At 55.5% G+C, this 18,841-nt stretch carries 19 protein-coding genes; 11 read left to right on the forward strand and 8 right to left on the reverse strand.

Annotated features, from left to right (window positions below):
* The first annotated feature begins 118 nt into the window (after window positions 1-118).
* Window positions 119-1,417, forward strand: a complete 1,299-nt coding sequence (locus ACG1VR_RS01405) for a cytosine deaminase (protein ID WP_395490026.1) — start codon at window positions 119-121, stop codon at window positions 1,415-1,417.
* A gap of 24 nt (window positions 1,418-1,441) precedes the next feature.
* Here the strand turns inward: ACG1VR_RS01405 and tsgA are convergent, their stop codons facing one another.
* Entirely contained in the window at window positions 1,442-2,626 is a 1,185-nt protein-coding gene (gene tsgA, locus ACG1VR_RS01410) for an MFS transporter TsgA (RefSeq protein WP_016538495.1), read from the reverse strand.
* A gap of 280 nt (window positions 2,627-2,906) precedes the next feature.
* Between tsgA and ppiA the strand changes: the two genes are divergently transcribed.
* The 3 genes from ppiA to ACG1VR_RS01425 all read left to right on the forward strand — a co-directional run bounded on the left by ppiA (window position 2,907) and on the right by ACG1VR_RS01425 (window position 5,471).
* Entirely contained in the window at window positions 2,907-3,479 is a 573-nt protein-coding gene (ppiA, locus tag ACG1VR_RS01415; protein ID WP_016538494.1) for a peptidylprolyl isomerase A, read from the forward strand.
* Window positions 3,480-3,597: 118 nt separating this feature from the next.
* Window positions 3,598-4,161 (forward strand): aminodeoxychorismate synthase component II, encoded by a 564-nt coding sequence (locus ACG1VR_RS01420; RefSeq protein WP_395490027.1) that lies wholly within the window; start codon window positions 3,598-3,600, stop codon window positions 4,159-4,161.
* A gap of 89 nt (window positions 4,162-4,250) precedes the next feature.
* Entirely contained in the window at window positions 4,251-5,471 is a 1,221-nt protein-coding gene (locus ACG1VR_RS01425; protein ID WP_395490029.1) for an aspartate aminotransferase family protein, read from the forward strand.
* A gap of 2 nt (window positions 5,472-5,473) precedes the next feature.
* On the opposite strand, the gene ACG1VR_RS01430 is transcribed toward ACG1VR_RS01425, so the two are convergent.
* Together ACG1VR_RS01430 and crp are read right to left on the reverse strand one after the other, a co-directional pair.
* Entirely contained in the window at window positions 5,474-7,558 is a 2,085-nt protein-coding gene (locus ACG1VR_RS01430; RefSeq protein ID WP_395490030.1) for a YccS/YhfK family putative transporter, read from the reverse strand.
* Window positions 7,559-7,620: 62 nt separating this feature from the next.
* Window positions 7,621-8,253: a cAMP-activated global transcriptional regulator CRP gene (crp, locus tag ACG1VR_RS01435; protein WP_003852956.1), complete on the reverse strand. Its 633-nt coding sequence runs from the start codon at window positions 8,251-8,253 to the stop codon at window positions 7,621-7,623.
* Window positions 8,254-8,567: 314 nt separating this feature from the next.
* On the opposite strand from crp, the gene ACG1VR_RS01440 reads away from it, so the two are divergent.
* Window positions 8,568-8,972 carry an OsmC family protein gene (locus ACG1VR_RS01440; RefSeq protein ID WP_216375936.1) on the forward strand — a complete coding sequence of 135 codons (405 nt, stop codon included), beginning with the start codon at window positions 8,568-8,570 and terminating at the stop codon, window positions 8,970-8,972.
* 38 nt (window positions 8,973-9,010) lie between these two features.
* Here ACG1VR_RS01440 and ACG1VR_RS01445 read toward each other — a convergent pair whose 3' ends face one another.
* The 3 genes from ACG1VR_RS01445 to ACG1VR_RS01455 form a co-directional block, all read right to left on the reverse strand.
* On the reverse strand, window positions 9,011-9,880 hold the full coding sequence (locus ACG1VR_RS01445; RefSeq protein WP_016538488.1) for a phosphoribulokinase: 870 nt from the start codon (window positions 9,878-9,880) through the stop codon (window positions 9,011-9,013).
* Between the two features lie 90 nt (window positions 9,881-9,970).
* Window positions 9,971-10,189, reverse strand: coding sequence for a YheU family protein (locus ACG1VR_RS01450; protein WP_016538487.1), 219 nt, complete (start codon window positions 10,187-10,189; stop codon window positions 9,971-9,973).
* 1 nt (window position 10,190) lies between these two features.
* A complete protein-coding gene (locus tag ACG1VR_RS01455; RefSeq protein WP_016538486.1) occupies window positions 10,191-11,207 on the reverse strand; it encodes a hydrolase in 1,017 nt (338 codons plus the stop codon).
* A 61-nt stretch (window positions 11,208-11,268) separates the two neighbouring features.
* On the opposite strand from ACG1VR_RS01455, the gene ACG1VR_RS01460 reads away from it, so the two are divergent.
* The gene (locus ACG1VR_RS01460; protein WP_395490033.1) at window positions 11,269-11,871 is read left to right on the forward strand and encodes a LysE family translocator; all 603 of its coding nucleotides are present in this window, start codon (window positions 11,269-11,271) and stop codon (window positions 11,869-11,871) included.
* A 43-nt stretch (window positions 11,872-11,914) separates the two neighbouring features.
* Here the strand turns inward: ACG1VR_RS01460 and ACG1VR_RS01465 are convergent, their stop codons facing one another.
* Entirely contained in the window at window positions 11,915-13,819 is a 1,905-nt protein-coding gene (locus ACG1VR_RS01465) for an ABC transporter ATP-binding protein (protein ID WP_016538484.1), read from the reverse strand.
* Window positions 13,820-13,943: 124 nt separating this feature from the next.
* Between ACG1VR_RS01465 and kefG the strand changes: the two genes are divergently transcribed.
* From kefG to slyD, 4 genes are all read left to right on the forward strand, one after another.
* On the forward strand, window positions 13,944-14,495 hold the full coding sequence (kefG, locus tag ACG1VR_RS01470) for a glutathione-regulated potassium-efflux system ancillary protein KefG (RefSeq protein WP_172570351.1): 552 nt from the start codon (window positions 13,944-13,946) through the stop codon (window positions 14,493-14,495).
* A complete protein-coding gene (kefB, locus tag ACG1VR_RS01475) occupies window positions 14,495-16,300 on the forward strand; it encodes a glutathione-regulated potassium-efflux system protein KefB (protein ID WP_172568875.1) in 1,806 nt (601 codons plus the stop codon). Before kefG ends, kefB begins: the two co-directional genes overlap by 1 nt.
* 155 nt (window positions 16,301-16,455) lie before the next feature.
* Complete coding sequence (locus ACG1VR_RS01480) at window positions 16,456-16,656, forward strand: YheV family putative zinc ribbon protein (protein WP_016538480.1); 201 nt, start codon at window positions 16,456-16,458, stop codon at window positions 16,654-16,656.
* 98 nt (window positions 16,657-16,754) lie between these two features.
* Window positions 16,755-17,333 carry a peptidylprolyl isomerase gene (gene slyD / locus ACG1VR_RS01485; protein ID WP_227318498.1) on the forward strand — a complete coding sequence of 193 codons (579 nt, stop codon included), beginning with the start codon at window positions 16,755-16,757 and terminating at the stop codon, window positions 17,331-17,333.
* 56 nt (window positions 17,334-17,389) lie between these two features.
* Here slyD and ACG1VR_RS01490 read toward each other — a convergent pair whose 3' ends face one another.
* Window positions 17,390-17,608 (reverse strand): protein SlyX, encoded by a 219-nt coding sequence (locus ACG1VR_RS01490; protein ID WP_039898891.1) that lies wholly within the window; start codon window positions 17,606-17,608, stop codon window positions 17,390-17,392.
* 230 nt (window positions 17,609-17,838) lie between these two features.
* Between ACG1VR_RS01490 and fkpA the strand changes: the two genes are divergently transcribed.
* Window positions 17,839-18,672 (forward strand): FKBP-type peptidyl-prolyl cis-trans isomerase, encoded by an 834-nt coding sequence (gene fkpA / locus ACG1VR_RS01495; RefSeq protein ID WP_172568876.1) that lies wholly within the window; start codon window positions 17,839-17,841, stop codon window positions 18,670-18,672.
* Window positions 18,673-18,841: the final 169 nt, after the last annotated feature.

Here is an 18,841-nt window from a genome sequence, read left to right on the forward strand (position 1 = left end):
ATTTTGATGGGGTTTTGTAAGTTATGGAATTGGCTGGTTTTTCGCCAGATAAAGCAAGATGTCGCCGTTAAGCGGTGTATGCTATGAAGCAAACTGCGACACGAAGAAGAGAGGACTTATGGAGACGATGGCGCTACAGGTGATTCAGAATGTGCGGCTGGCCGGGCGAGAAGGATTGTGGCAGTTGTCGATTGCCGACGGAAAATTTCAGGGCATCACGCCGATGGGCGATGCCCTGCCAGAAGGCGGGCAGGTTCTGGACGGTAACGGTGGGTTAGCCATTGCCCCGTTCGTCGAGCCGCATATTCACCTCGATACCACACAAACTGCCGGGCAGCCGAGCTGGAACCAGTCCGGCACTTTATTCGAAGGTATCGAGCGCTGGGCGGAACGCAAGGCTCTGCTTAGCCATGAGGATGTAAAAAACCGGGCGTGGCAAACGCTGAAGTGGCAGATTGCCAACGGCATCCAGTATGTGCGTACCCATGTGGACGTTTCTGACCCGACGCTGACCGCCCTGAAAGCAATGCTCGAGGTGAAGCAGGAAGTGGCTCCCTGGGTTGAATTGCAGCTGGTGGCGTTCCCGCAGGAGGGCATTCTCTCTTATCCGAACGGTGAAGCTCTGCTGGAAGAAGCGCTGCAACTTGGTGCCGACGTTGTGGGCGCTATCCCGCATTTCGAGTTCACCCGCGAATATGGCGTTGAGTCGCTGCATAAAGCCTTTGCCCTGGCGCAAAAATACAATCGTCGGCTGGATATTCACTGCGATGAAATTGATGACGAACAGTCGCGCTTTGTAGAAACGGTCGCCGCTCTTGCCCATCGTGACGGCATTGGTGCGCGTGTCACCGCCAGCCACACCACGGCAATGCACTCCTACAACGGGGCCTATACTTCACGATTGTTCCGCCTGCTGAAGCTTTCCGGGATTAACTTTGTCGCTAACCCGCTGGTCAACATTCATTTGCAGGGGCGCTTTGATGACTACCCTAAACGCCGGGGCGTAACGCGGGTGAAGGAGATGCTGGGCGCGGGCATCAACGTGTGCTTTGGTCATGACGATGTCTTCGACCCGTGGTATCCGCTGGGAACCGCCAATATGTTGCAGGTGCTTCATATGGGGCTGCACGTTTGCCAACTGATGGGCTACCGGCAAATAGATGAGGGGCTAAAGCTGATTACCGATAACAGCGCCCGAACCTTTGGCGTGGAGGATTACGGTATTACTGAGGGCAACACGGCGAATCTGGTGATCCTGCCTGCTGAAAACGGGTTTGATGCGGTGCGCCGCCAGGTGCCGGTACGTTGGTCGATTCGTGCCGGGCGGGTAATTGCGACTACGCAGCCTGCTGAAACGAAGATAATGCTGGGTGATAAAGCAGAAGAAATTCAGTTTGCAGGACCCTCTCCCCGCTAAGGGAGAGGGGGAACAGCAAGATGATTAGTGCGCGGCAGCCTCAGCGCCATGGCGACGGTGTTTGGTCACGAAACCAAGCACCAGACACATGACGAAGACAACAGCGTACAGACCGTTAGCGGTATGCAGAGCGGCCAGAGGGCCGCTGTGGGCAACGATTGGGCCGGTGACGATAAAGGTCAGCATGGTGCCCACGGTGCCGCAGGTCAGCACAAAGTTAACCAGCTTCGGCGAAGAAACTTTGGTCTGCTGTGAGCCCAGGGTAATGATGGTGGTATAAATCGCGCTGGAGAAGAAGCCAAGCGCCAGAATAAACCAGGCCAGATGAGCCGGGTCACCGTGGTTGAACAGGTACATCAGCACGGTAGCCGCACCCGCCAGAACCGTCAGGATGCGCTGCAAGTCGAAGAAGCGCAGGATGAAGCTGAAGGCCCACATGCCGAACATGTAAGACATCCAGAAGTCGCTTACCAGTTTACCGGCGTCGTTGATGCTCATGCCCAGGCCTTTGGCGTATTCCGGTACCCAGGAGATAAAGCCCAGCTGGCCCAGGATGTAGCAGAGTGCGGCGATGGACAGGAACAGCACGCCGATGCCCCACTTCTCTTTGGTAACCTGGGTGTTTTCCTGTTTTGCATGTTTGCCGAGCGCCGGGAATTCGCAGCCCAGGGTCAGCAGGAAGATGGCAACGTACACCAGGCCGATGCAGACGTAGACCCAGTACCAGTTGATGCTGCGGGCCAGCAGGATAGCGGCAACCATCGGGAAGATCATCCCGGCCATGCTGAAGAAGGAGTCGGTAAACAGCAGGCGTGAACCGCGCTGGCGTCCTTCATACATGTGGGTTATCAGGAACGTACCGATGGACATGGTAATCCCGCTTACCAGGCCCAGAACGAACATAGAGGCCGAGAAGATAGCGAGGTTATGACCAAAGATCAGGCCCGCAACCGCCAGCACCATCAGCAGGAAGCCGAAGCGCAGCTGGGTTTTCAGCGGAACGATTTCCATCAGCCAGGCGTTCAGGAAGATGGAGATAAGGATCCCGGCGTTCAAAAAGGTGAAGGTGTTACTCATGCTGGATACTGGCAGATTGAAGTACTCTGCGATATTCCCCATCACCATGCCGGTGACAATTACCAACGCACCGGTCAGGGCGTAGGAGAAGAAGCTAATCCATAAAAGCTTGGTTCGGTTGCTGTTAGTCATAACGAGCCTGTGCAAGGAAGTGTAAAGCGCATTGACAGCGCGGCGGACGGGCAGATTTTAGTCATTTGCGTGATCTATTTAAATGAATTATGAATTTATTACAGAAATAAACTGATCGATTCATGAAGTGCGTCACATATTTCAATCTGTTTCAGCCCCGGAGCGCTGCAACTTGTTGATTTGCGTAAAAGTAAAAAACCGTAAATGGCTGGCGTCGATAGCGGCGCCTCTTTACAATCAAGCCACTTGCTTCACTCACTGCCTTCGTAAGGAATTGTTCATGCTCAAATCAACACTGGCGGCCGTTGCAGCTGTATTCGCCCTCTCCGCGCTTTCCCCTGCCGCGCTGGCTGCAAAAGGCGACCCGCACGTTCTGTTGACCACCTCGGCTGGCAATATTGAGCTTGAGTTAAATAGCCAAAAAGCACCTGTTTCGGTGAAAAACTTCGTTGACTACGTCAACAGCGGTTTTTATAACAACACCATCTTCCACCGCGTTATCCCGGGCTTTATGGTTCAGGGCGGCGGTTTCACCGAAGATATGAATCAGAAGCAGCCTAACCCGCCTATCAAAAATGAAGCGGACAACGGCCTGCGCAACACCCGCGGCACTATTTCTATGGCGCGTACCGCAGACAAAGACAGCGCGACCAGCCAGTTCTTCCTCAACGTTGCCGATAATGCCTTCCTCGACCACGGCCAGCGTGACTTTGGTTATGCCGTATTCGGTAAAATCGTGAAGGGCATGGACGTTGCCGATAAGATTTCCCAGGCGCCGACTCACGATGTTGGCCCGTACCAGAATGTTCCGTCCAAACCTATCGTCATTCTGTCCGCGAAAGTTCTGCCATAAGAATCCGGCGCGGGCTTTCAACCCGCGCCGCCCTTCGTTTTAGCATCCGAGATTTTTGTGAGCTTCGTGCCGGAAAGCGTCTAGAATAGCGCGGTTATTTTTTTGCACCGGAGCCGCCATGTTACTGCTTATCGACAACTATGATTCCTTCACCTGGAACCTGTACCAGTATTTTTGCGAGCTGGGTGCGGAAGTGGTGGTTAAGCGTAACGACGAAATAAGCCTGGCGGACATCGAGCAACTGGCCCCGGAAAAGCTGGTCATCTCCCCCGGCCCCTGCACGCCAAATGAAGCCGGTATTTCGCTGGCGGCGATCAACCATTTCGCCGGGAAGCTGCCCATCCTGGGGGTTTGCCTGGGTCATCAGGCTATTGCTCAGGCCTTTGGGGCGACTATCGTTCGCGCAGAACAGGTGATGCACGGTAAAACCTCGGCGATTACTCATAGCGGCAGCGGCGTATTTCGCGGGCTGAACAATCCCCTGACCGTGACCCGCTACCACTCGCTGCTGATTGCCCCCGAAACCCTGCCCGACTGCTTTGAGATTACAGCGTGGACGGATAAGCAGGAAATAATGGGGGTCCGTCATCGCTCTCTGGCGCTGGAGGGCGTGCAGTTCCACCCGGAAAGTATTCTCAGCGAACAGGGGCATGCGCTGCTGGCGAATTTCCTCAACGGGTAAATTCCTGCTTGCCTGGGTTTGGTTTTTTATGCATATTTCGTGATTATATTTTCATTCATGATTGACACATAAAAACGGGTGGGGAATAAATGGCAACTGAACAATCAGCGGTAACGCGGGCTACCTTCGATGAAGTGATTCTGCCGATTTATGCACCAGCAGAGTTTATTCCCGTGAAAGGGAAGGGCAGCCGCGTGTGGGACAGCACGGGCAAAGAGTACGTTGATTTTGCCGGCGGCATCGCCGTTATCGCATTAGGCCACTGCCACCCGGCGTTGGTGGATGCCCTGAAAACCCAGGGCGAAACGCTGTGGCACACCAGCAACGTATTTACCAATGAACCCGCTCTGAAGCTCGCCCGTAAGCTGATTGACGCCACTTTCGCCGAGCGCGTGGTGTTTATGAACTCCGGGACGGAAGCCAACGAAACGGCGTTCAAGCTGGCGCGTTACTACGCCTCCACCCGCCATAGCCCGTACAAAAGCAAAATCATCGCCTTCTATAACGCCTTCCATGGCCGCTCGTTGTTTACCGTGTCGGTTGGCGGTCAGGCGAAGTATTCCGATGGTTTTGGCCCGAAACCGGCCGATATTATCCACGTCCCTTATAACGATCTCGCTGCGGTGAAAGCCGTCATCGACGATCATACCTGCGCGATAGTGGTTGAGCCTATCCAGGGCGAAGGCGGCGTAACGGCGGCCACGCCTGAGTTTCTGAAGGGGCTGCGCGAGCTGTGCGATGAGCACCAGGCGCTGCTGGTGTTTGACGAGGTGCAGTCCGGCATGGGCCGCACCGGGGAGCTGTTTGCCTACATCAACTACGGCGTGACGCCGGATATTCTTACCAGCGCCAAGGCGCTCGGCGGCGGATTCCCGGTGAGCGCGATGCTCACGACCAACGATATTGCCTCGGCGTTCCACGTTGGCAGCCACGGTTCAACCTACGGCGGCAATCCGCTGGCCTGTGCGGTGGCCGGGGCGGCATTCGACATCATCAATACGCCAGAAGTTCTGCAAGGCGTGGCGGTGAAGCGCCAACTGTTCGTTGAACAGTTGCAGAAGATTAACGACCAGTTCGATCTGTTTAGCGATATTCGCGGCATGGGACTGCTGATTGGCGCAGAGCTGAAAGAGCAATACAAAGGCCGCGCGCGTGAGTTCCTGTATGCGGCCGCTGCCGAAGGCGTGATGGTGCTGAATGCCGGGCCTGACGTCATGCGATTCGCACCGTCGCTGATTGTTGAAGAGGCGGATATCGAAGAAGGCATGCAGCGCTTTGCCAAAGCCGTTGCCCGGGTTGTGGCAGGCTAAGTTTAACCCGAGCGCCGCAGGCGGCGACTCAGCCAAATCCCGTGATGAGGCCGCTGACGCCAGGCAACCGACGAAATGGTATGCATGGTGTTAAGGTGGCCCAGAATCCGCTGTAAATGCTGCTCCATGGTGCTTAACGGTCCCGTGGGCAGCGTGTCCGTGTCCAGAATATTGGCATCGTTCGAACTCCCCGGCCCGTCATATTCCAGCCTTTGCTGGCAGCGCTGAAGCGCTATTTCACAGGATTGCAGATATTTCTGCGCCAGATCCGGCGTCAGCATGTTGTGCTCGCGCGCCAGGGTGGTCATGGCGTTGATATGCTCGACGATAAACTGGCTGTGCGTCACCCAAAGCTTCATATCCGCCAGATAATGAGAATTGAACCCCGGCTCCTGCATCGCCTGGTTGAGCGAGTTAAACAGCGCGTTGTGTGCCTGATTTACCCGCATTCGCTGCCAGGCAAGCGGGGTGGGCTCCGGGTCATTACTCAGGATCAGGCGAATTGCGTCCTGGTCGGTTTCCAGCGCGTCGTGGGCGTTCTGGCGCAGCAGGCCGGTTTGCCACTGCGGCCAGAGCCAGACCATGCCGCCGAAGGCTATCAGGCAGCCGAGCAGGGTGTCTATCAGCCTTGGAATGATGTAGCTCTCGGCGCTCAGCGTAATCAGCTGGAGGGTGTATACCGCCGTGACGGTGAAGCCGATGGTCGCCCAGCCGTAGCTTTTGCGGATAAACAGGTAACTTACCAGGGTAATCGCCAGCATTGCCAGCAGCGTGTAGCTGTCCGGGACGTGGAAGTGCAGGGTTATCCCGGCGATACACAGGCCCGCCATGGTGCCTGCCGCCCTGTGGACGATGCGTACCCGCGTTGCGCCGTAGCCGTTTTGGGTGACGAACATGACCGTCATCAGGATCCAGTAGGGCTTTGGCAGATGTAAAAACGAGCCGAGCAGGCTGGCGATAGTCAGCATTACGCCGAGGCGGGCGGAGCTGCGCAGCGCGGAGGATTTGAACGAGAGGTAATTCCTGAGCGCCGGGAAGAACGGCAGGCGGCGCTCCCTGTCCTCCATCAAATCCCGGACGTAGAGCGGGCGCTGGGTTTTCAGCACCCGGGCAATGCGGCTGAAGTGATAGTGGCAAAACTGCCCGACCGGGTTATCAGGGTTCTGGCGCGCAATCTTTTCCAGGGCGTCTATCTGTTTTTCCATGGTGAAGCGCGTGGGATAGCGGTGATAAAGGATGTCATCCGCCAGTACCCGCAGGCGGGCGGCAATAGTTTGTGCATTCCAGCGGATAACGGCCTCGGCGTGGCTTTGCTCCACCAGCTTTTGAACCTCTTCCGGCTGATGCAGGCTAACCGAAATATGCTCCTGTAAATCGAGCGCGACCTGAAAGGCACGCAGCAGCCGCTTATAGCCGTTCTGCTGATTGGCCGACAGCATGTGGAGCTGCTGGTAACAGGTGGTTATCAGATCCACGGCTTTTTGCTGGCGAACCAGCAAAGGCGGCAGCGCCTTTTCCGGATCGGTGTGCTGGGTCAGCATGCTGTATTTCGCCTCGCAGTAATCCGCCAACTGCCGGTAGAGCAGGCTCAGCGACTCCCGCAGCGGCTGCTCGCGCCACATCCTGAACCAGAACCAGTTGAATGCGCCGTACCAGATGGTGCCGGAGATATACAGCAACATCGGCTTCCAGATGGGCATATTCCCGGCCATGCTAAGCGTGAAAATGGCGGCAATCAGCGAGGCGGGCAGCAGGCGGGCGTGCAGCGAACTTATCTCCGCCGTTACGCCCAGCAGCAGGGCCATGACGATGAGTATCGCCGGCAGCGGTACGCTGGTGTAGAGCAGCAGAAGCTGCATTATCAGGCTGCTGACGGCAAACAGACTACCGCCGATAATCAGGCGTTTAAAGAAGCGTTTGTGGGGTGTGTCCAGCCCGGCGATGTTGCAGCAGGCGGGAACTAATGAGAACAGCAGGCCGTTTTGCAGGCTGCCGAGTACCAGACCGACGGCGACGGGAAGGCACAGCACCAGCGTTTGCCGCAGGGCGTAGTTAACCTCGGGATGGTAAATTAATCTTTTCCACATAGCCTGAATTGTAGAGACAAAAAAGGCGTGTTACCGAAGCGACACGCCTTTTTTTGCACTGATTAACGAGTGCCGTAGACGACAATCGTTTTCCCGTGTGCGGAGATGAGGTTTTGATCTTCCAGCATTTTCAGAATACGGCCAACGGTTTCGCGGGAGCAGCCCACGATCTGGCCAATTTCCTGACGGGTGATTTTGATCTGCATACCGTCCGGGTGGGTCATCGCGTCCGGCTGTTTAGCCAGGTTGAGCAGCGTCTGTGCGATACGGCCGGTTACGTCGAGGAAGGCGAGGTTGCCGACTTTCTCGGAAGTTACCTGCAGACGGCGAGCCATCTGGGATGAGAGACGCATCAGGATATCCGGGTTAACCTGAATCAGCTGACGGAATTTTTTATAAGAAATTTCAGCTACTTCGCAGGCCGATTTGGCTCGAACCCAGGCGCTACGCTCCTGACCTTCTTCGAACAGCCCTAATTCACCAATGAAATCACCCTGATTCAGATAAGAAAGGATCATCTCCTTGCCTTCTTCATCTTTAATCAGAACAGCTACGGAGCCCTTGACGATGTAGTACAGCGTCTCCGCCTTTTCACCCTGGTGAATCAGCGTGCTCTTCGACGGATACTTATGAATGTGGCAATGAGACAAGAACCATTCGAGAGTCGGGTCTGTTTGCGGTTTGCCAAGCACCATGCGCGGTTATCCTCTGTTGTAAACTGGCTACCAAAGACAAGACTCGGAACCTCTTGTCTGGCGTTGCAATCGTGAAATTTTCCCAAGCCCTGGGAGCTGGCGAGCAGGTCAATCCTGCGGCCTGTAATTAGTCGTTTCCTCTGCTTACGTGCATCAACGTCTCTGTCCCGCAGCAGCATCCGGATTGTTTTAGCATAGCTTTTGGTAAGTGTCTTGTATTGTCTCGTTTCAGCATGACCTGGATCGCCTTACGTTGCCAGTTTTGGCCCAGGCGCGTAATCTGAAAGAAATTTTTCTCAACTGGGAGTACGCAAATGCAGGCACGAGTTAAATGGGTGGAAGGCATGACCTTCCTCGGTGAATCCGCTTCCGGCCACCAGGTTTTGATGGACGGTAACTCCGGAGATAAAGCACCAAGCCCGATGGAAATGCTGCTGATGGCCGCCGGGGGCTGTAGCTCGATTGACGTGGTTTCTATTTTGCAAAAAGGCCGCCACGCGGTGACCGACTGCGAAGTGAAGCTGACGTCCGAGCGCCGTGAAGAAGCGCCGCGCCTGTTCACGCATATCAACCTGCACTTTGTGGTTACCGGCAAAGACCTGAAAGACAGCGCGGTCGCTCGTGCCGTCGAGCTGACGGCAGAGAAATACTGCTCGGTCACGCTGATGCTGGAGAAAGCGGCAGAGATAAGCCACAGCTATGAAGTGATCGAAGGGTAATATTCGGGATGGGCGGTGTCGGCACCGCCCATGTCGGATTAAGCTATCTTCCTGCCCTGCGCCAATTTCTCTACCAGCGGCGCCATAATCAACTCCATCGCCAGCCCCATTTTCCCTCCCGGCACCACCAGCGTGTTGATGTGGGAAATAAACGATCCCTGCAACATTGCCAGTAAATACGGGAAGTCGATATCGTCGAGCCCGCGGAAGTGGATGACCACGAAGCTTTCATCGAGAGAAGGGATCGCGCGGGCGGCAAAGGGATTTGAGGTATCCACCGTGGGCACGCGCTGGAAGTTAATGTGTGTGCGGGAGAATTGCGGCGTAATGAAGTTGATGTAGTCTTCCATCGAGCGCACAACCGAGTCCATCACCGCCTCGCGTGAATGCCCGCGTTCGCCGGTGTCCCGCACCAGCTTTTGGATCCACTCCAGGTTGACGATAGGCACCACGCCAACCAGCAAATCTACGCAATCGGCCACGCTGTGTTGCGGCGTAACAACCCCGCCGTGTAGCCCTTCATAAAACAGCACATCGGTTGGCTCCGGCAGCGGCTGCCACGGGGTAAACGTTCCCGGCACCTGATTCCACGGCACGGCTTCGTCGTAGGTATGCAGGTATTTACGGGATTGGCCTTTGCCGCTCTGGCCGTATTCGATAAAGGTTTGCTCCAGCAGCCCAAAGTCGTTGGCTTCTGGCCCGAAGTAGCTGATATGGCGGCCTGAATCACGGGCTTTGCGGATCGCCATATCCATTTCAGGGCGGGTATAGCGATGAAAGCTGTCGCCTTCCAGTTCCGCAGCGCGCAGGCCGAGCTGCTGGAATATCTTACGAAAGGCGAGGCTGGTGGTGGTGGTTCCGGCACCGCTGGAACCTGTTACCGCAATAACCGGGTGTTTGGCTGACATAGGGCTACAACTCCATGGGTAATCAGAAAGGGAGCCTGCATCTGATAGTTATACTTTTTGGAAAGTATAGATTACCCCAGAGAGTCGCAGTTAGCCCCGAAGCTGGCCGCGCGGCATAATATTGACCGTTTCATGGAGTTCAGACCAGACCAGCACGGCTTCGCCGCTCTGCAATTGACGCTTCACGTCGGCGACTTTTTGCGTCAGCGATCGCTCCTGCTCACCATAATCCGTGCCTTCGCGTAATACAAAAGATTCGATCAGATTATCGAGAGTTTCCGGGTCCAGCTCTTGCCAGGGAAGAATCATTTCAGTTGTCCAGGTAGCGGGTTAGCCAGTCGGGAATACGCTGTTCCAGCCACATTTGCGGGCGCAGCAGCGTGCCGCCGACAAAGCCAACGTGGCCGCCGTAGGTGGTGAGCTGGTATTGGATGTTTGCCGGTAGCGACTCGCGGTCGGGGATGACGTGATGATCCATAAAGGGATCGTCCTTCGCGTGAATAATGAGGGTCGGGCTGGCGATGTCCGGCAGAAGCGGCATGGCGCTACACTGGCGGTAATAGTCCAGCGCGTCGGCAAAACCGTGGATCTTTGAGGTAATTAAATCATCAAATTCGCGTATCCGGCGCAGGCTTTTTAGCTTACGCAGGTCAATAGGCAGTGAGCCAGGGTAGCTTTTCAGCTTGCGCGCCGCGTTCTTCTTCAGCAGGTTCAACAGATAGTGCTGATAGAACCGCGAGAAGCCTTGCTCCATGTGGTAGCAGCACTGCTCGAGCATCAGCGGGGCGGAAACCACTACGCCCGCTTTGAGCGTGCAGGCCGCGCCCTGTTTAGCCATCAGGCAGGCAAGCATATTGCCGCCGAGCGAGAAACCTACCGCCGCGGTCGGTACTTCGCCATAGCGCTGATTCAGCCAGTCCAGGAAGTAGCTGCCGTCTTCGGTTTCGCCGGAATGATAGATGCGTTCTTTGCGGTTAGGTACGCCGCTACAGCCGCGAAAATGCATCACTACGCCTAACCAGCCGCGTTTTTTAGCGGCCTCAATCATGCCGTGGGCATAAGGACTGTGCAGGCTTCCCTCCAGTCCGTGAAACACCACCAGGCGCGGCTTGTGTGCGGCTGCCTGCGGGTCTTCGCTCCACGCGAGATCGACAAAATCCCCGTCCGGCATGTCCAGACGCTGCCAGTGGGGTTTGAAATTGATCCGTCTGCGAATCAAACGTGGGATCATGGTTTGCAGATGCGGGTTACTCAGCCCGCGCATAGGGCGGAAATCGTCACCTTCATCATGATGAATATTCAATTCTAAAGGGCTTGTACTGGCCATATCACACTGTTAGTTTCGTTTAGTTCGCTAATTATTCTATCGGGTGTGGAGCGCCCACTTAATGGACTCAACGCTTTTTCTTTCGATGCTGGGCTTTCTCTGGGTCGCCGCTATTACACCTGGCCCTAATAATACGTTACTTACCGCGTCCGGGGCGAATTACGGTTTCTTCCGCAGTCTGCCGCTGATGATAGGCATTATGCTGGGCATGCAGTGCATTTTAGTGCTGGTTGCCTTTGGCGTCGGCAGTTTGATCCTGCTGTACCCGGCTTTGCACCTTATCCTGAAGATTGCAGGGAGCGTTTATCTTTTGTGGCTGGCCTGGAAAATCGGCACCGCAAAATATGAGCGCCTGGAAACCGGTGCCGCGCCGCCTGCGCCTGTGCCGTTCTGGCAGGGCGGGCTGTTGCAGGTTATCAACCCCAAAGCCTGGTTAATGGCGCTCGGTGCGGTCGCCAGTTTTAGCCTTGCCGGTGCTACTTATCTGCATTCGGTGGCGATGATAAGCGTCGGCATTGCGCTGGTGAACATCGTCGCAGGCGTTATCTGGATTGCCTTTGGCAGCTTGATAGGCCTGTTCCTGCGCAGCCGTCGCTCCTGGGCTATTTTCAACGTCAGCATGGGCGTATTAACCGCCGCCTGCGTGCTGCTTATCTGGCGTTGATGCTGCTAACCCTCTCCCGCCGGGAGAGGGTTAATCTTAACTGTTACTCGCCCTGTAGCATCTGCTCGAGCTGTTCCTGAGCATCCAGCCATTCCATCTCGCACTCTTCCAGCGCCGATTTCACTTTTGCCTGCGTCTGCAAGCATTCGTTCATTTCAGCTTTGCGGCTTTGCTCGTAAATCGCGCTGTCCGCCAGTTTCTCTTCTACCTCAGCAAGCTGGGCGTTGAGCTTTTCCATCTGTTTTTCTAGCTGGGTAATTTGCTTGCGCAGCGGCTGGGTCTGAGTGCGAAGTTCTGCCTCGCGGCGCTTCTGATCTTTACGCGCCTGAGCGCTGTTGGCGTTGTCTTTTGCAGTATCCGCAGGCTGATTTTCCTGTTTTTGCAGGTCGCTCAGCCATTGCTGATAATCTTCCAGGTCGCCGTCGAAGGCCTCAACTTTACCATCGTGAACCAGATAGAGGTCATCGGTGGTGGAGCGCAGCAGGTGGCGGTCGTGCGAAACCACAACCAGCGCGCCTTCGAAGTCGATCAGCGCTTCGGTCAGCGCCTGACGCATATCGAGGTCGAGGTGGTTAGTCGGTTCATCAAGCAGCAGCAGGTTAGGGCGCTGCCAGACAACCAGAGCCAGTACCAGACGCGCTTTTTCACCGCCGGAAAAACGTGCCGTCACCTCGGTAACTTTGTCGCCCTGGAAGCCAAAGCCGCCAAGGTAGTCGCGCAGCTGCTGCTCCAGCTCGCGAGGAGCCAGGCGAGCAAGATGCTGAAGCGGTGACTCGTCGGCCCGTAGATACTCAAGCTGGTGCTGGGCGAAGTAGCCAAGTTTGATGCCCTTCGCCAGGCCAATTTCACCCTGCAATGGCTCAAGCTCACCGGCCAGCAGCTTGATAAGCGTAGATTTACCCGCGCCGTTACGACCCAGCAGGCCGATGCGAGAGCCGGGCACCAGGTTGAGCTTTATCGAGTTGAGAATAATGCGCTCGCCGTAACCGGCGCTCACTTTTTCCATTCTCAACAGCGGGTTCGGCAGGTTCTCCGGGGCGCGGAAGCTAAACTGGAACGGGTTATCGACGTGCGCAGGAGCAATCAGCTCCATGCGTTCCAGCATTTTCACGCGGCTTTGAGCCTGCTTGGCCTTGGACGCTTTAGCTTTAAAGCGGTCGATAAAGCTTTGCAGGTGCGCAACCTTCAACTGCTGGCTTTCATACATCGACTGCTGCTGAGACAGGCGCGTGGCGCGCTGGATCTCGAACGAAGAGTAGTTGCCGGTGTATTCGAACATGCTTTGCTGTTCGATATGGATAATTTTGTCCACCACCGGGTCAAGGAAATCGCGGTCGTGGGAGATAAGGATCAGCGTGCCCTGGTAGCTCTTCAGCCAGCGCTCGAGCCAGATTACCGCGTCTAGGTCGAGGTGGTTGGTTGGCTCATCGAGCAGCAGCAGGTCAGAGCGGCAAATCAGCGCCTGGGCCAGGTTAAGGCGCATGCGCCAGCCGCCCGAAAAGTCGCTGACCGGGCGCTCCAGCTGCTCATTGCTGAAGCCCAGACCGTGCAGCAGGCTGGAGGCGCGGGAGCGAATAGTCCACGCATCTACCGCATCCAGCTTGCCGTGAACCAGCGCGATGGCGTGGCCGTCGTTGCGCTCGTTGGCCTGCGCCAGCTCGGCTTCCAGCTTGCGGAATTCACGGTCGCCGTCGATGACATACTCAATGGCGGGCATGGCAAGAGCGGGCGTTTCCTGGTTAACCCAGGCGAGCTGCCAGTTGCCGGGGAAGCTTGCGCTGCCGCCGTCGGCGCTTATCTCGTTTTTTAATAACGCCAGCAGCGTGGATTTTCCGCAGCCGTTTTTACCCACCAGGCCGACTTTCTGCCCTGGGTTGATGGTGGCGGTGGCGTTATCCAGCAGAACGCGGGTGCCGCGACGAATTTGTAACGAGGAGAAAACAATCATAAAGCGCCGTATGTTCAGAGTATGTTAAATTGTCATTGTAATTCGTTAACATGTCGCCTCGGCAACAGGTCGGGCTGCATGGTAGCCCAAAATAATGACTATGACGACGCCCTGGAGGGTAATGATGTCGCAGCCGCCGAAAGTTTTGCTGCTATATACCCATCCGGAATCCCAGGACTCGGTTGCCAACCGGGTTTTGCTCAAACCGGCTCTGCAGCTTGCAAATGTTACCGTGCACGATCTTTACGCGCACTATCCTGATTTTTTTATCGACATTTATCACGAACAGTCATTGCTGCTGGAGCACGATGTCATTGTTTTTCAACACCCTCTCTACACCTATAGTTGCCCTGCGTTACTGAAAGAGTGGATGGATCGCGTTCTGAGCCGCGATTTTGCCAGCGGAGTGGGGGGCAATGCGCTGGCGGGAAAGTACTGGCGCAGCGTGATAACGACCGGTGAGCCGGAAGGTGCCTACCGCTACGATGGCTATAACCGCTTTCCGCTGACTGAAATTTTGCGCCCTTTTGAGCTGACTGCCGCGATGTGCAAAATGCACTGGATGACGCCTATCGTCGTTTACTGGGCTCGCCGCCAGTCTAAGCAGGAGCTGGAAAACCATGCAAAAGCCTATGGCGAATGGCTGGCGAATCCGCTGCCGATGGGAGGCCGCTAATGGAAGGTTCTGATTTATTGTTAGCCGGCGTGCTGTTTCTGTTTGCGGCGGTGGTGGCGGTGCCGATTGCGGCCCGCCTCGGCATTGGCGCGGTGCTGGGCTATTTGCTGGCCGGGATAGCGATTGGCCCATGGGGCCTGGGTTTTATCAGCGACGTCGATGAAATCCTGCACTTCTCCGAGCTTGGCGTTGTGTTTCTGATGTTTATCATCGGCCTTGAACTGAATCCCTCTAAGCTGTGGCAGCTCAGGCGTTCGATATTCGGCGTCGGCGCGGCACAGGTTATTTTAAGCGCCGTGGTGCTGGGCGGCCTGCTGATGCTGACAGATTTCTCCTGGCAGGCGGCGGTCATCGGCGGGATTGGTCTCGCTATGTCCTCTACGGCAATGGCGCTGCAGCTGATGCGCGACAAGGGCATGAACCGCAATGAGTCCGGGCAGCTGGGTTTTTCGGTGTTGTTATTCCAGGATCTCGCGGTTATTCCGGCGCTGGCGTTGGTGCCTTTGCTGGCGGGAAATGGCGATAATCATACCGACTGGATTAAAGTCGGGCTCAAGGCGCTGGCGTTTATCGGCATGTTGCTGGGCGGACGTTACCTGCTGCGCCCGGTGTTTCGCTTTATCGCCAGCTCCGGCGTGCGCGAAGTGTTTACCGCCGCGTCGCTGTTATTGGTGCTTGGCTCGGCGCTATTTATGGACGCGCTCGGTTTCTCAATGGCTCTGGGGACGTTTCTGGCTGGCGTACTACTGGCGGAAAGCGAGTATCGCCACGAGCTGGAAATCGCTATCGATCCCTTTAAAGGGTTGCTGCTGGGGCTGTTCTTTATCTCGGTGGGCATGGCCCTGAATCTTGGTGTGTTGTTTACCCATTTGCTGTGGATAGCGGTTAGCGTGCTTGGGCTGGTGGCGGTGAAGGCTTCCATTTTGTACGGCCTGTCACGCGTCTACGGCCTACGTAGCTCTGAGCGGCTCCAGTTTGCTGGCGTACTGAGCCAGGGCGGGGAGTTTGCCTTCGTGCTGTTTTCCGCCGCGGCCTCGCAGAAGCTTTTTCAGGGCGAGCAAATGCCGCTCCTGCTGGTGACTGTTACGCTGTCGATGATGACTACGCCGCTGTTGATGAAAGGCGTGGATGCCATTCTGGCTCGGCGCTTTAATAGCGGCGAAGAGACGGATGAAGCCCCTTATGTGGAAGACGATCAGCCGCAGGTCATTATCGTTGGTTTTGGGCGTTTCGGGCAGGTTATTGGCCGTTTGCTGATGGCCAATAAAATGCGCATTACGGTGCTGGAACGCGACATAAGTGCGGTAAGCCTGATGCGCAAATACGGCTATAAAGTCTATTACGGCGACGCGACCGAGCTGGAACTGCTGCGTTCGGCTGGCGCAGAGGCGGCAAAATCCATCGTCATTACCTGTAATGAGCCGGAAGATACGATGCGGATTGTGCATCTCTGTCAACAGCACTTTCCACATCTGGCCATTCTGGCCCGCGCTCGCGGGCGCGTTGAGGCGCACGAATTGCTCCAGGCCGGGGTTAAACTGTTCTCGCGTGAAACCTTCTCCAGCGCCCTTGAACTCGGGCGTAAGGCGCTGTTAACTCTGGGTATGCATCCGCATCAGGCGCACCGCGCTCAGCTGCACTTCCGCCGTCTGGATATGCGCATGCTGCGCGAGCTGATGCCCATCCATACCGACACTGCGCAGATTTCCAGGGTGCGTGAAGCCCGCCGCGAACTGGAGGAGATTTTTGAGCGAGAAATGCAGCAAGAACGGCGCCAGCTGGACGGCTGGGATGAATTTGAATAGTAAGCCAGCCCGTTGAAGAAATACCTACGATAGAGATTTGATCGGCGGAAGCAAGAAATAAACCAGGAAAATCAATTTATTGATTTTCGCCAGATAACCAAAAAGAGGGAAAAACCACGCTTTTTCCCTCTTTTTCAGAACATCAGGTGAAGCCAATGTCAGTGCGTAAACGTTTTATTGCCGGAGCGGTTTGTCCCAAGTGCCAGGCTAAGGATTCTCTCGCCCTGTGGCGCGAGAACAATGTTGATATCGTTGAATGTGTTAAGTGCGGCCACCAGATGCGCGAGGCGGATAAGCAGGTTCGCGAGCACGTTCGCGAACAGGAACAAGTGATAGGGATTTTTCATCCTGACTAGCGGGATGAGGCAGCTTTTTTTAAGCTAGAGGGTACAGCGGCGCAGATTTCCGTTACAATCTGCGCCAGTTTTTTCCCCACGCTCGTTCAGGAGATATCATGAAAGTAGCAAAAGACCTGGTGGTCAGCCTGGCTTATCAGGTACGTACAGAAGACGGTGTGTTGGTCGATGAGTCTCCGGTGAGCGCGCCGCTGGACTACCTGCACGGCCACGGCTCCCTGATTTCTGGCCTGGAAACAGCGCTGGACGGTCACGAAGTTGGCGATAAATTTGACGTTGAAGTGGGCGCAAACGACGCTTACGGCCAGTATGACGAAAACCTGGTGCAGCGCGTACCGAAAGACGTCTTCATGGGCGTTGACGAACTGCAAGTTGGTATGCGCTTCATGGCGGAAACCGATCAGGGCCCGGTGCCGGTAGAAATTACCGAAGTGGAAGACGAGCACGTAGTGGTTGACGGTAACCACATGCTGGCTGGTCAGAACCTGAAATTCAACGTTGAAGTTGTGGCGATCCGCGAAGCGACCGAAGAAGAGCTGGCTCACGGCCACGTTCACGGCGAACACGACCATCACCATGACCACGATCACGACGGCTGCTGCGGCGGTCACGGCCACGATCACGACCATGAGCACGGTAAAGGTGGTTGCGGTAACGGCGGGTGCGGCTGCCACTAATTGCAGCAAAAGAAAAAAGCGGTGATACCAATCACCGCTTTTTTTATGCCCGCAATTCAGTAATGCGGCGGCGGCGTCTCTTCCGCCTCAGAAGCAACCATTGACGGCTGGCTGGCCTTTAGCTTTTCAACCAGCAGACGGAAATGCTCGCGTAGTTTGGCCATCTCAAGTTCGTGCGCCGTGACGGTCTGGTTCAACTCTTCAATCGTTATCTCCTGAAACGCGAGACGACTTTCGAGCTCTTCCAGCCGCTGTTCGGTGGATTTAGTGTGCATGGCGATTCCTCTTTCTGCCTGCTCGATGGACAAGATGCGGCGATTTTACTGAAAATGACTCAGCTTTACAGCGCAGATGCACGTGGAAGGAAACTTCTTTAAACAAAAAGAATCTGAATTTGACTCGATAACGTACTGAGAGATTGTGTAGATTTCTTTCACGACGTTATAGTACGTCACTTAGTTTATTTGAAACCCTGGGGTGAGAGGCCCCGGCCCTGGAGAAATGGATGAAATCATTATTTAAAGTAACGCTTCTGGCGACCACGATGGCCGTTGTCCTTAATGCTCCTGCGTTTGCTGCTCCGGCTGCCGCAAAGGATGCCGCTCCTGCCGCCGCTCAGGCCGACAGCAAAGCCGCCTTTAAGAACGATGACCAGAAAGCAGCCTACGCACTGGGCGCATCGCTTGGCCGTTACATGGAAAACTCCCTTAAAGAGCAGGAAAAACTGGGCATCACCCTGGATAAAGCTCAGCTGATCGCAGGCGTGCAGGACGCGTTTGCCGACAAGAGCAAACTCTCTGACCAGGAAATTGAGAAAACCCTGCAGGCGTTTGAAACCCGCGTAAAAGCCTCCGCTCAGGAGAAGATGGAAAAAGACGCTAAAGAAAATGCGGACAAAGGCAAAGCCTACCGCGACACTTTCGCTAAACAGAAAGGCGTGAAAACCTCTTCTACCGGCCTGCTGTACAAAGTAGAGAAAGAAGGCACCGGCGATGCGCCGAAAGATACCGATACCGTGGTAGTAAATTACAAAGGTACGCTTATCGACGGTAAAGAGTTCGACAACTCCTATACCCGCGGCGAGCCGCTTTCCTTCCGTCTTGACGGTGTTATCCCTGGCTGGACCGAAGGCCTGAAAAACATCAAGAAAGGTGGCAAAATCGAGCTGGTTATCCCACCGGAGCTGGCTTACGGTAAAACCGGCGTTCCGGGCATTCCGGCTAACTCTACGCTGGTGTTCGAAGTTGAACTGCTGGACATCAAACAGGCACCAAAAGCTGACGCTAAGCCTGATGCAGCAGCGGCCGCCAAAGCCGGCGACGCGGCAAAAAGCAAATAATTTGCTGACCGTCTCCACCGCCGCCCTCCGGGCGGCGGTTTTGTTTTCAGGCTCCCACTTCGGCCATCTGACCCATCCAGGCTAGAATAAAGACTGGAAAGCACGTCTGACGTTGTATTACCTTAGCGGGCAGCGTTTCAACCGAGTATGAGTCTGCCCTGACACCAAT

The organism is Cedecea davisae, from assembly GCF_044095835.1.
In the GTDB taxonomy this organism is placed as follows: Bacteria; Pseudomonadota; Gammaproteobacteria; order Enterobacterales; family Enterobacteriaceae; genus Cedecea; species Cedecea davisae.